The organism is Tessaracoccus sp. ZS01 (assembly GCF_022342445.1).
Taxonomy (GTDB): Bacteria; Actinomycetota; Actinomycetes; order Propionibacteriales; family Propionibacteriaceae; genus Arachnia.
Genome location: NZ_PQFE01000025.1, coordinates 1 through 12,075, shown reverse-complemented (window position 1 = coordinate 12,075; position 12,075 = coordinate 1). Strand labels below are relative to the sequence as shown.

At 68.5% G+C, this 12,075-nt stretch carries 11 protein-coding genes; 9 read left to right on the top strand and 2 right to left on the bottom strand.

Annotated features, from left to right (window positions below):
- Window positions 1–19 precede the first annotated feature (19 nt).
- From C3E87_RS14090 to C3E87_RS14075, 4 genes are read left to right on the top strand one after another with little or no spacing between them, the layout of a single operon-like run.
- Entirely contained in the window at window positions 20–1,573 is a 1,554-nt protein-coding gene (locus C3E87_RS14090) for an ABC transporter ATP-binding protein (RefSeq protein ID WP_083665696.1), read from the top strand.
- Complete coding sequence (locus C3E87_RS14085) at window positions 1,566–2,750, top strand: ABC transporter permease (RefSeq protein ID WP_076064059.1); 1,185 nt, start codon at window positions 1,566–1,568, stop codon at window positions 2,748–2,750. Before C3E87_RS14090 ends, C3E87_RS14085 begins: the two co-directional genes overlap by 8 nt.
- Window positions 2,747–4,051, top strand: coding sequence for an ABC transporter permease (locus C3E87_RS14080; protein ID WP_076064057.1), 1,305 nt, complete (start codon window positions 2,747–2,749; stop codon window positions 4,049–4,051). The genes C3E87_RS14085 and C3E87_RS14080 overlap by 4 nt, the downstream gene beginning before the upstream one ends.
- Window positions 4,051–4,446: a cytidine deaminase gene (locus C3E87_RS14075; protein WP_076064055.1), complete on the top strand. Its 396-nt coding sequence runs from the start codon at window positions 4,051–4,053 to the stop codon at window positions 4,444–4,446. Before C3E87_RS14080 ends, C3E87_RS14075 begins: the two co-directional genes overlap by 1 nt.
- Window positions 4,447–4,506: 60 nt before the next feature.
- On the opposite strand, the gene C3E87_RS14070 is transcribed toward C3E87_RS14075, so the two are convergent.
- Window positions 4,507–5,310 carry a hypothetical protein gene (locus C3E87_RS14070; protein WP_143571063.1) on the bottom strand — a complete coding sequence of 268 codons (804 nt, stop codon included), beginning with the start codon at window positions 5,308–5,310 and terminating at the stop codon, window positions 4,507–4,509.
- Between the two features lie 281 nt (window positions 5,311–5,591).
- Here C3E87_RS14070 and C3E87_RS14065 point away from each other — a divergent pair, with 281 nt between their 5' ends.
- The 5 genes from C3E87_RS14065 to C3E87_RS14045 all read left to right on the top strand — a co-directional run bounded on the left by C3E87_RS14065 (window position 5,592) and on the right by C3E87_RS14045 (window position 9,686).
- Window positions 5,592–6,662: an adenosine deaminase gene (locus tag C3E87_RS14065; RefSeq protein ID WP_076064051.1), complete on the top strand. Its 1,071-nt coding sequence runs from the start codon at window positions 5,592–5,594 to the stop codon at window positions 6,660–6,662.
- 86 nt (window positions 6,663–6,748) lie between these two features.
- Complete coding sequence (locus C3E87_RS14060) at window positions 6,749–7,195, top strand: DUF2871 domain-containing protein (protein ID WP_083665695.1); 447 nt, start codon at window positions 6,749–6,751, stop codon at window positions 7,193–7,195.
- Window positions 7,192–8,406: a sensor histidine kinase gene (locus C3E87_RS14055; protein ID WP_143571062.1), complete on the top strand. Its 1,215-nt coding sequence runs from the start codon at window positions 7,192–7,194 to the stop codon at window positions 8,404–8,406. Before C3E87_RS14060 ends, C3E87_RS14055 begins: the two co-directional genes overlap by 4 nt.
- Window positions 8,403–9,023 (top strand): response regulator transcription factor, encoded by a 621-nt coding sequence (locus C3E87_RS14050; RefSeq protein ID WP_076064047.1) that lies wholly within the window; start codon window positions 8,403–8,405, stop codon window positions 9,021–9,023. The genes C3E87_RS14055 and C3E87_RS14050 overlap by 4 nt, the downstream gene beginning before the upstream one ends.
- Before the next feature lie 117 nt (window positions 9,024–9,140).
- Window positions 9,141–9,686 (top strand): hypothetical protein, encoded by a 546-nt coding sequence (locus C3E87_RS14045; RefSeq protein WP_076064045.1) that lies wholly within the window; start codon window positions 9,141–9,143, stop codon window positions 9,684–9,686.
- 37 nt (window positions 9,687–9,723) lie between these two features.
- Here C3E87_RS14045 and C3E87_RS14040 read toward each other — a convergent pair whose 3' ends face one another.
- Complete coding sequence (locus C3E87_RS14040; protein ID WP_233120823.1) at window positions 9,724–11,997, bottom strand: excinuclease ABC subunit UvrA; 2,274 nt, start codon at window positions 11,995–11,997, stop codon at window positions 9,724–9,726.
- Window positions 11,998–12,075: the final 78 nt, after the last annotated feature.

Genomic DNA, 12,075 nt, shown 5'->3' with positions numbered 1-12,075 from the left:
CGAGGGGAGGAACTCCGACGTGACAGTAACAACCGCGCAGGCACCGACGCTGACGCTGGACCACATCACCAAGCGATTCGGATCGCTGACGGCCAATGACGCCATCACGGTCGACATCACGCCGGGGCGCATCCATTGCCTTCTCGGCGAGAACGGCGCCGGCAAATCGACGTTGATGAACATCCTCTTCGGGCTCCTGCAGCCGGACGAGGGTGAGATCCGGATGGGTGATGAGGTGCTCAACCTCACGAACCCGAAGCACGCCATGGCCAAGGGCATCGGCATGGTGCACCAGCACTTCATGCTGATCCCGGTGTTCACCGTCGCGGAGAACATGGTGCTCGGCCGCGAACCCGGGAGCGGCGGCCTCCTCGACATCAACTCCGCCCGCAAGGCGGTGCGCGAACTGAGCGAGCGCTACAACATGTTTGTGGACCCCGACGCGCTGGTCGAAGACCTGCCGGTGGGCATCCAGCAGCGCGTGGAGATCCTCAAGGCCCTCGCGGGCGGCGCGCAGTACCTCATCTTCGACGAGCCGACGGCGGTGCTCACTCCGCAGGAGATCGACGAGCTGATGCTCGTCATGAAGGCCCTCCGCGACGAAGGCAGGGCGATCGTCTTCATCACGCACAAGCTGCGCGAGGTGCGCCAGGTCGCCGATGACATCACGGTCATCCGCCGCGGCAAGGTCGTCGGCAAGGCGGAGCCCGGCGCCTCCGAGGCCGAGCTGGCCACCATGATGGTGGGCCGCTCGGTGTCACTGAAGGTGGACAAGAAGCCGGCGGAGCCCGGCGAACCCCGCCTCACGATCAATGAACTGACGGTGGCCGCCCCGTCGGGTCAGGTCGCCGTCGACCACCTCAGCCTGGATGTGCGCGGCGGCGAGATCGTGTGCATCGCCGGCGTGCAGGGCAACGGCCAGACCGAACTTGTCGAAACCCTGCTCGGCACCCGGACGGCGCTCAGCGGCACCGCCACCCTCGACGGGGTGGACATCACCCGCGCCAAGCCGGCGAAGACCATCAAAGCCGGCCTCGGCTACGTGCCGGAGGACCGGCACCGCGACGGCTTCATCGGTGAGTTCTCCATTGCGGAGAACCTCGTGCTCAACAACCTCGACGAGTTCTCGCGCGGCGGTTCGCTGCAGCTGAAGAAGATCGCGGACAACGCGGTGGCCCGCATCGAGGAGTTCGACATCCGCGCCGGCTCACACACACAACCCGTGCGCTCGCTCTCCGGCGGCAACCAGCAGAAGGTGGTGCTCGCCCGCGAACTGTCGCGCGACCTGTCACTGCTCGTCGCCAACCAGCCCACCCGCGGCGTGGACGTGGGCGCCATCGAGTTCCTCCACACCCGCATCGTCGAGGAACGCGACCGCGGCACCGCTGTGCTGCTCGTGTCCACGGAGCTGGAGGAGGTCGAGTCCCTCGCAGACCGGATCGCCGTCATGTACCGCGGCAAGATTGTCGGCATCGTTCCGCCTGACACCCCGCGCAATGTGCTCGGCCTCATGATGGCCGGTATCAGCCACGAGGACGCGCTCGCCACGATCAAGGAGGCCGGCAATGAGTGACAAAGTGAAGGCACCCCGTCCGTCGTGGGTCACCTCCACCATCATCACGGTGGCCTCGTTGATCCTCGCGTTCATCGTCGGCTCGTTCGTCATGGTGTTCACGGACGCGGAGGTCGCCTCCACGTGGGGCTACTTCTTCTCGCGTCCCAGCGACGCGCTCGTCGCCTCGTGGGACAAGATCTCAGCCACGTTCTACGCCATGTGGGTCGGGTCCATGGGCTCCTGGGTGGCCATCACCAACACGACGGCGGAGGCGGCGCCCCTGATCTGCGCGGGCCTCGGTGTAGCCGTGGCGTTCCGCGCCGGGCTGTTCAACATCGGCGCCCAGGGCCAGGAGATGCTGGGTGGCCTGACGGCCGCGTTCATCGGCTTCAGCATCAAGGGCCTGCCGATCTTCATCCATCTGCCGTTGGCCATCGTCGTGGGCATCGTCGCCGGCGCCGTCTGGGGCGGCATCGTCGGGCTGTTGAAGGCGAAGACCGGCGCGCATGAGGTCATCGTGACCATCATGATGAACTACATCGCCGGTTCGTTCCTGGCGTTCCTCATGCTGCAGCCGGCGTTCCAGACCCCTGGCCGCGCAGATCCCATCTCGCCGGTCCTCGAGTGGACCGCCACGCTCCCGCGCCTTGCAGGCACGCGGCTGCACCTCGGCTTCTTCCTGGCCGTCGCCGCGGCGATCGTCTGCTGGTGGCTGTTGGAGCGCACCAAGTTCGGCATCCATCTGAAGGCGGTGGGCCTGAACCCGAACGCCGCCGCCACCTCCGGCGCCAGCGTGGCCAACGTGACCATCCTCACCATGGCCCTCGCCGGTGGCCTCGCGGGCCTGGCCGGGGTGCAGGCAGTGACCGCCCCCGAACTGCTCACCGGCACGCCCACCCAGATGACCGGCACGATCATCGGCACGCTGGGCTTCGACGCCATCACGGTGGCGCTGCTCGGTAGATCGAGACCACTGGGAGTGGTGCTCGCCGGCCTGTTGTTCGGCGCGCTCAAGGCGTCGCGCCGCACGATGGTCACGATGGCCAACACGCCGGACAAACTGACAGACCTCATCCAGGCCCTCGTCGTGCTGTTCGTGGCCGCGCCCGCGTTCGTCGCGTGGCTGCTGCCGTTCCTCAACGAGCGCAAGACCAAGCGTCGTTCCGTTCCTGTCGCGAAGGTGGCTGAAGCATGAGCACCCAGACCCTGCCCATCCCGGACAGCGACCTGCGCCTCGTCAAGAAGGTCGAGTCGCCGGAGGCGAAGGCCCAGCGCCTCTCCACCGGCACCCTGATCGCCGTCATGGGCGTCGCGCTGCTGCTCATGGCGTTCACCGTCAACAAGTCCGGGCGGATCGCCCTGTCCGATGCCTTCTCCGAGGTGCAGTTGCCCACGCTGGAACTGCCCGGCACCGCCACGGTCCTCATCGCGGCACTGCTGGTACTCGGCGCCGGTATCGGCTACCTCACCGGGAAGCTCAGGGGCAGGATGCGCACGCTGGCGGCCGTGGTCGCCGGCCTGGGCATCGTCGTCGGCTTCCTCGTGTGGGCCGCGGCCAGCTCGCCGCTGCCCTTCACGCTCACCAGCCAGCTGAACCTCACGCTCGAATACGCCACGCCGCTGTTCTTCGGCGTGCTGGGCGGCGTACTGGCGGAGCGAGCGGGCGTCGTGAACATCGCCATCGAGGGCATGTTCCTCACCGCGGCGTTCTCGGCCTCGCTGACCTACAGCCTGACGCAGTCGTTCGTCGCGGCGCTGTTCGCGGCCGCTTTGGCCGGCGTCATGATGGCCGGGATCCTGGCGCTGTTCACGCTGCGCTACCTGGTAGACCACGTGATCATCGGCGTCGTCATCAACGTGCTGGCCACGGGCCTCACGGGCTTCATCTACCAGCAGTTGGTGGCCAAGGACATCGCCACCTACAGCAACGTGCGGCCCATGCTGCCCATCCAGATCCCGGGCCTCGCGGACGTCCCCTTCCTCGGGCCCATCCTGTTCACGCAGCGGCCCCTCACCTACATCGCGTTCGTCGCGGTGCCGCTGGTGTGGTTCCTGCTGTTCCGCACCAAGTGGGGCCTCCGGGTCCGCTCGGTGGGCGAACACCCGCACGCTGCAGACACCGTCGGCATCAACGTGCTCTGGACCAAGGCCTCGGCCGTGCTGCTCGCCGGCGTGTTCGCCGGCATCGGTGGCGCGTACTTCACCATCGGCTCGGTGGGGTCGTTCCAGGACAACAACCCGACGGCGGGCAACGGCTTCATCGCTCTGGCCGCGGTGATCATGGGCCGCTGGCACCCCGTCCTCGGCGCGCTCGTGGCGCTGTTCTTCGGCTTCGCCCGGGCGCTGGCCCAGAACACGAAGCTCATGCAGCTGCCCATCCCCAGCGACTTCATCGAGATGCTGCCCTACCTGGCCACCATCATCGCGGTGGCGGGCCTCGTCGGACGCGTGCGGGCCCCTGCCGCAGATGGCGCACACTTCATCAAGAGCCACTGATGACGAGCATCGACTGGGAGTCGCTGCGGGCCACCGCCCTCAGCGTCATGACCCGCGCCTACGCCCCCTACTCGAAGTTCCGGGTGGGGGCCGCGGCGCTGGTGGACGACGGGCGCGTGGTGAGCGGCTGCAACGTGGAGAACGCCGGCTACGGCGTCACGCTGTGCGCAGAATGTGGGCTGATCTCGGACCTCGTCGCCGGTGGGGGTGGGCGCCTGGTGGCGTTCACCTGCGTCGGTGGGGAGACGCGGGGTGAGGTGATCACGCCCTGCGGACGGTGTCGCCAGCTGCTCTTCGAGCACGGCGGCGCAGACCTGCTGATGGAGACCCCGGCCGGCATCGTGACGTTGGCGGAGATGTTGCCACAGGCCTTCGGCCCCGGCAACCTCACCTGACCGCACGCCCTCCGCGGCGCTGCGGCTGGCGTGCAATGAGCAAATGGATGGCCGACGCGTCTACTGGTATGACACGAGGTGGGGCAACGGCTTGACCTGCGCCACCGTCTGCTGAGGCGTCAGCATGGGCAGGTCCTCGTCCTCAAAGTTCTTCCAGCCGAGGAACACGTTCTGCGGGAGGTCCTTCAGCAGCGCCTGCCACGTTGCCTGCTTGGCGGGCTGGCCGCCCTGCCCATCGGCGTGCATGAGGTACTGGATCTCCGGGCGGCTGGTGTCGAGCCGCTCCCTGTCGATCACCATCCGGGGCTGGAACTGGTGGAGGACGAGCACCTTCGACGGCAGGTTGTTGTCGCGCACCAGGTCTGCCAGCCAGGTGCCCACGGCGTTGACCTCTTCGATTGCCACCTGCCCGATCTGACGCAGGTGCACCTGGTTGGGTTTGAGGCGCCACTCCGGATCGAGCGCCAGACCCACCGACGGGCGGCGGAGCAGTTCCTCGTACAGCTTGGCCTGCGTGAGGAAGTCGACGCGGCCGGGCTGCAGGTCGATGATGACGTAGATGTCGTTGGCCTCAGCGGCCTCGATCCACGGCATGATCGTCTCGATCGGCGTGCGGTTCGAGTAGGAACCGTCGGCCGTCTTTGACGCCGAGGCGACCGTGACGATGATCTCGAACGCCCCGATGACCTTCTCGTCGGGCAGCAGCTGCTGGTACTCGGCGACGAGGGCGTTGACCCGGGTGACTGCCTGGGCGGGTGGCTGTTCGCCCAGCATGCCGAGCACCGGGGCCGTGGGGTGTCCGTAGAGCGCGACCATGCGGCGGTCCGGGAACGGGGTGGTGCCACCGCCAGGCAACTCGGCCATCTGCGGGGTGGGAGAGGGTTCGGGGGAGGGACTGCTCGGCTCGGGCGACGGGCTGGGCGACGCTGACGCCGACGGGCTGCGAGGAGCCGCGGTCGGCGAGGCCGACGTCGGGCTCTGGGAGGGGGGTGTCTCCGGCGAGCCTTCGTCGGTGCAACCCGTTGCCAGGGCGAAGCCGCCCGCTGCGGTTCCCGCGATCAGTGCTCTTCTGTTCAGCGCAGCCATTGCTACAGCTTGCCACGGATCGGGAGCAGCTCCCCGGCCTTGCCCGGTAGCCTGAGCCCATGCTGAGCCTCGACGACCTGCGCGCGCTACCCAAAGTTGCGCTCCACGATCACCTCGACGGAGGGCTGCGCCCGGAAACCGTCATCGAGCACTGCGCAGCCAACGGCCACGAGCTGCCGACGACGGATCCGGAGGGTCTGCGCCGGTGGTTCTTCGAGGCCGCAGACTCCGGCTCGCTGGTGCGCTACCTGGAGACGTTCGCGCACACGGTCGCCGCTATGCAGACCGCCGAGCAGCTCGAGCGGGTGGCGCACGAGTTCGTCGTCGACCAGGCCGAGGACGGTGTCGTCTACGCCGAGGCGCGCTGGGCCCCCGCGCAGCACCTGGGCAGGGGGCTGACGCTGCAACAGTCTGTCGAGGCGGTGCGCGACGGCTTGGCCTCCGGCATGAGGGCGGCCGCGGCGTCGGGCCACGCCATCGTCGCGCGGCAGATCCTCACCTCGCTGCGCCAGGACGACCCCACCGTCGAGATCGCGCAACTGGCCATCGACAACCGCGACGACTCCGTCTGCGGGTTCGACATTGCGGGGGCGGAGGACGGCTTCCCTCCGTCGCGCTTCGAGGGTGCGTTCCGCCTGCTCAAGAAGCACAACATGTTCTTCACCATCCACGCGGGCGAGGCATTCGGGCCGCCCTCGATCTGGGAGGCCGTGCAGTTGTGCGGCGGCAACCGTCTGGGGCACGGCGTGCGCATCGTCGAGGACCTGACCATCGAGGAGGACCGCGTGCGGTTCGGCCGGCTGGCCGCGTACGTGCGCGATGCCCAGATCCCGCTCGAGGTGGCGCCGTCGTCGAACCTCCAGACCGGCATCGCGGGGCAGATGAAGGACCATCCCATCGACCTCCTGAAGGGCCTCCAGTTCAACGTGACCGTCAACTGTGACAACAGGTTGATGAGCGACACCACGATGTCGCGCGAGTACCTCAAGCTGGTGAAGACGTTCCGCTGGGACCTCGACGACGTCGAGCGGACCATTGTGGGTGCGATGCGCGCGGCGTTCCTGCCGCACGACCAGCGCGAATCGATGATCCGCGAGGTCATCCTCCCCGCCTTCGCCGCCGCCCGCTGACGTCCGGGAGGCCGGGGCGGCTGGATCCACCGAAGGATGGATGCCTGCCGGGTGAACCCTGTGAGCGGAATCGCGACGATGGATGCATGCTGAATCGACTCTTCCTCTCCGCCGGAACCTGGACCGCCCTCGGACTCGCCTCGGGCCTCTACTGGCGCGAAATGACCAAGATCAACGAGTTCACCGGCGACACCATGCTGTCGACCGCCCACACGCACGCACTGGCGCTCGGGACCCTGGTGTTCCTCGCCATCCTGGCGCTGGCCAAGGTCTTCCCCATCGCGGAGAAGAGCGCCAAGCTTTTCACCCTGCTCTACAACATCGGCCTCGCCCTTACGTTCGGTTCCATGGTGGTGAAGGGCACCCTCCAGGTGCTCGAGGCTCCCATCGCCACCTCCGCCATGTGGCCCGGCTTCGCGGGTCTCGGTCACATGATCCTGACCGGCACCTGGGTGTTCTTCTTCGTCATCCTCGGCAAGGCGCTGAAGGCTGACGCCCGCCAGCCACTGGACACCGCTACCGTGGAGGCGTGACGACCCCTTCCCGACGTGCCCACGTGGGCGTCGCGCGCGCGCCCCTGTGGTCGGCCTCCTGGTGGCTGCGGTTCGGTCAGGCGGTGCTGTTCATCGGCCTGCTGATCATCGCCAGCCTGCTCCCCGACGGCGGCGCGGCCGTGGTGGTCGCCTGGCCCATTGCGCTGCTCACCCTCCTGGTGTTCGTGCTCGGGTTGCAATTCGTCGACCGGCTGGGCACCGTTGGCCTCACCGTGTGGATGGGCATTCTGTTCGCCCTGTCGGGGTGGACGATGTGGATCTCCCCGGCGTATCTGTGGATCGCCTTCCCTCTGTGGCTGCTGGGGGCGGCGCTCCTGCCGCTCCTGACCTCGCTGCTGCTGACGGCGGTTTCGCTCGCGATGATCGTCACGGTGCTGACCATGGCCGGTGGTGGCACCATCGGCTCCGTGCTGGGCCCGCTCTCCGGGGCGCTCATCGCCGTGGGGTTCTCCCGAGCGGTGCTGAAGTTCGAACATGAGGTCTCGGAGCACCGCCGGTTGCTCACCGAGGTGCTTCTCGCCCACGAGGAGACCGCGCGCCTGCAGCGCGAGGCCGGTCAGCTGGCCGAACGCACCCGGCTCGCCCACGACATCCACGACACCTTGGCGCAGGGTTTCTCCTCCATCGTGCTCCTTGCCCGGGCTGCGGGCCGTAAAGCAGCCGACGACCCGGCCCGGGACCTCATCGCCCAGATCGAGGCCACGGCGACTGAGAACCTCGCGGAGTCACGCCGCGTCGTCTACGCCTTGGCCCCCGAGGAGGCCGGTGCAGGGGGCCTCGCCGCACCGCTGCGTCGCCTGACGGCGGAGGTGGCCGAAGCACTCGGAGCGCAGTGGGACGTCACCGTCGACCCCGAGCTGCCCCGGCTCGCCACGTCCACTGAGGTGGCGCTGCTGCGCGCGGCGCAGAACGCGTTGGCCAACGTGCGCCAGCACTCGCGGGCCGGCCGCGTCGGAGTCGAGCTGGCCCGCGCAGGGGACCACGTCCACCTTGACGTCGTCGACGACGGTGTCGGATTCGACCCGGCCGTCACGGTGGAGCGCACCACGAACGGGGGCTACGGGCTGCGCGCTCTCCGCGAGCGCCTCGCAGACCTGGGCGGTGAGCTCACCGTCGAATCGGAGCCGGGAGGTGGCACGGCCGTCACCGCCCGCCTGCCCCTCGTGCGGGCGGACGAGGCGTTGCCATGATCCGGGTACTGCTGGTGGACGACCATCCGGTGGTGCGGTCCGGCGTCGCGGCGCTGCTGAGCGGGGCCGACACCATCGAGGTGATCGGGTCCGCAGCCACGGGCGAGGAAGCACTGCGGCTGGTGGACGAGTTGTCGCCCGACGTGGTCCTCTGCGACCTGAGGCTGGGAGAGGGACTCGACGGCGTGGGCGTCACCGAGGCGGTCAGACGCCGGCCCCGCCCGCCGGCGGTGCTGATCCTCACCACCTACGACAACGACTCCGACATTGCCAGGGCCGTCCTGGCCGGGGCCGCGGGGTATCTGCTCAAGGATGCGCAGCCCGAAGACATCATCGAGGGCATCGCCGACGCGGCCGCCGGGCGGCTGGTGCTCTCGCGCGACCTCGAGGTACGCGTCGTCGAACGGATGTCGCAGGGCGTGCCCGCCGTGAGTGCGCGGGAACTCGACGTGCTGCGTTTGGTTGCCGAGGGGAGCACCAACCGGGAGATCGCCAGGCAGTTGTTCATCTCCGAGGGCACCGTGAAGACCCATCTGGTGCATGCGTTCGGGAAGTTGGACGCTGATTCGCGTACCGCTGCGGTCGCCGCGGCGCGCCGGCACGGCCTGCTGAGCTGACCGCTGGTGATCCTCGCCGGATGATCGCTGCCCAGTTCCCTCTCAGGAGCGCACCTCCGTGCTGCGGGCGACGGCGGATGCCGAACTCCTGAATGCCACGGGCGCTAATGTCGTGCCATGAGTGAGCCCAATGCACCCGTCACCCCGGTCGCTGACGTCAAGGACTGGACCTGGGTCACCTCCCGGGCCTGTCCTGAGTGCGGCTTCGACCCCGGCACGGTGTCGCCGGAGGACCTGCCCGCGCTCATCCTGGGTGCGGCCGAGCGGTTTGAGGTCGCCGTCGAGCGGAAGGGCGCGGAGGAGCGTCCGTGGCCGGAGACGTGGTCGCCCATCGAATACGGGCAGCACGTGGCGGACGTCATGGCGGTCATGACGGAACGCCTGGGCCTGATCCTGGACAGCGACGGCGCGGGCACCGAGTTCGAGGACTGGGACCAGGACGCCGCCGCCGTCGAGAAGGAGTACTGGAAGGCCAACGGCCACGCCACGGCCGTCCTCATCAAGGAACGGGCCGAAGCCGCGGCGAAGGCGTGGGCCGAGCCCGTCGGGGAGCAGTGGTCCTGGGCGGGGCTGCGGGGTAACGGCTCCGAGTTCACGGCGCAGTCACTGGGCCTGTACTTCGCGCACGACCTGATCCACCACCTGCACGACGTCGCCGGCTGAGTCGCCTGCGGGTGGTTCGAACCCTGCCGGTTCGCGGTCAGGGAGCCAGGTACTGCTTCAGGTGGTCGCCGGTCAGGGTGCCCGCATCCATCAGGCCTTCGGGCGTACCCTCGTAGACGATGCGGCCACCGTCGTGGCCGGCGCCCGGGCCCACGTCGATGATCCAGTCGGCGTGCGACATCACGGCCAGCGAATGCTCGATCACGATGACGGAGTTGCCGCGGTCCACGAGGCCGTGGAGCATCTCCAGCATCGCCTCGATGTCGGCGAGGTGCAGCCCTGTGGTGGGTTCGTCCAGCACGTAGACGCCGGCACCCTCGGCCATGCGGATCGCGAGCTTGATGCGCTGGCGCTCGCCGCCGGACAGGGTTGAGAGCGGCTGCCCGAGCCTGAGGTAGCCCAGGCCCACCGCCAGGAGGCGGTCCAGGATCTTCTTCGGGGTGCCGGCGGTGAACACCTCGGCGGCCCTCCCGATCGGCAGTGCCAGCACCTCGGCGATGTTGAGCCCGTGGAGCCGGTACTGCAGCACCTCGTCGGTGAACCGTCGGCCCTCGCACACCTCGCAGGTGTTGGCCACTCCGGCCATCATGCCCAGATCCGTGTAGACGATGCCCAGGCCCTTGCAGTTCTCACAGGCACCGGCCGAGTTGGCGGAGAAGAGCGCTGGCTTGACCTTGTTCTCCTTCGCGAACGCCGACCTGATGGGGTCCAGCAGACCGGTGTAGGTGGCGGGGTTCGAGCGGATGGAGCCGCGGATGGCGCTCTGGTCGACCACGCGGATCTCGCCGGCCTTCTTCAGCGCGCCCGATTGGATCGAGCCGTGGATCAGCGACGACTTGCCTGAGCCCGCCACGCCCGTGACCACCGTCAGCACGCCGAGCGGCACGTCGACGTCGACGCCCTTGAGGTTGTGCGTCGTGGCGCCCCGGATCTCCATCGCGCCCGACGGCGTGCGCCGGTGGGTGCGCAGCGTGGGCTTGTGGTCCATCAGTTCGCCGGTGATGGAGCCGGACCTCCTGAGGCCCTCGAGGTCGCCGACGTAGACGATCTCGCCGCCGTCGGAGCCGGCGCCGGGGCCGATGTCGACGATGTGGTCCGCCCGCTCGATGACCTGCGGCTTGTGTTCCACGACGAGCACGGTGTTGCCCTTGTCGCGCAGCGACTGCAGGAGGTCGATCATCCGGTTGATGTCGTGCGGGTGGAGGCCGACGGTGGGCTCATCGAACACGTAGGTCACGTCCGTCAGCGCGGATCCGAGGTGGCCCACCATCTTGACCCGCTGGGCCTCGCCGCCGGACAGCGTGCCGGATTCGCGGTCGAGCGACAGGTAGCCCAGCCCCACTTCCGCCAGCGAGCCGAGTTGGTCCGCCAGCGCGGTGAGGACGGGAAGCGCCTTGGCGGAGGTGGTGCGGCCTGCCAGTTCCAGGACCCATTCGCGCAGGTCGGAGACCTGCCACGCCAGCGCGCTGGGCAGCGTCACGCCGTCGACCTCAGCGGAGCGCGACGCCTCGTTGAGCCGCGTGCCACCGCACTCGCGGCACGCGACGAAGGTGCCGATCCGCTCCGCGAATTCGCGGATGTGCTTTTGGCCGGCCTCCTTCTCCGGGTTGAGGAACTGGCGCTTCACGCGCACGACGATGCCCTCGTGCGTGGTGTTCATGCCCAGGAACTTCACCCGGGTGCCGGGGTCGTACATCAACCGCTCGAGTTCCGCCGGCGTGTAGTCCTTGACTGGTTTGTCCGGGTCCAGCTCCGGGTCCTCGCCGTACATCTTCCACTGCCAGGTCCCCACCCCGTAGCCGGGGACGGTGATGGCGCCGTCGTTGAGGGAGAGATCGGTGTTGACGATGAGCGACTCGTCGACGGCCGACACCTTCCCGTTGCCCTCGCAGGCCGGGCACATGCCCTGCGGCGTGTTGAAGGAGAAGTGGAAGCTGGGTCCCACGTGGGGCGTGCCCAGGCGGGACCAGACCAGCCGCAGCAACGAGTTGACGTCGGTGGCGGTGCCGACGGTGCTCCTGCTGTTGGCTCCCATCCGCTCCTGGTCCACGACGATGGCGGCCGACAGGTTCTCCAGCCGGTCCACGTCCGGCCGGGCGGGGGAGGCCATGAAGCTCTGCACGAACGCGGGGTAGGTCTCGTTGATGAGGCGCTGCGACTCCGCCGCGATGGTGCCGAACACCAGGGACGACTTGCCCGAACCGGAGACTCCGGTGAAGACGGTCAACTGCCGCTTCGGGACGTCGACCGAGACGTCCTTGAGGTTGTTGACGCGCGCGCCGCGGACCTTGATCCGATCATGCTCTGCCACCGGGCAAGTATGCCCCCGCAGGAGTGGCCCCGGCCAGACCCCTTGGCCACCCCACCCGAGTTTCACGGGGTCGACGGG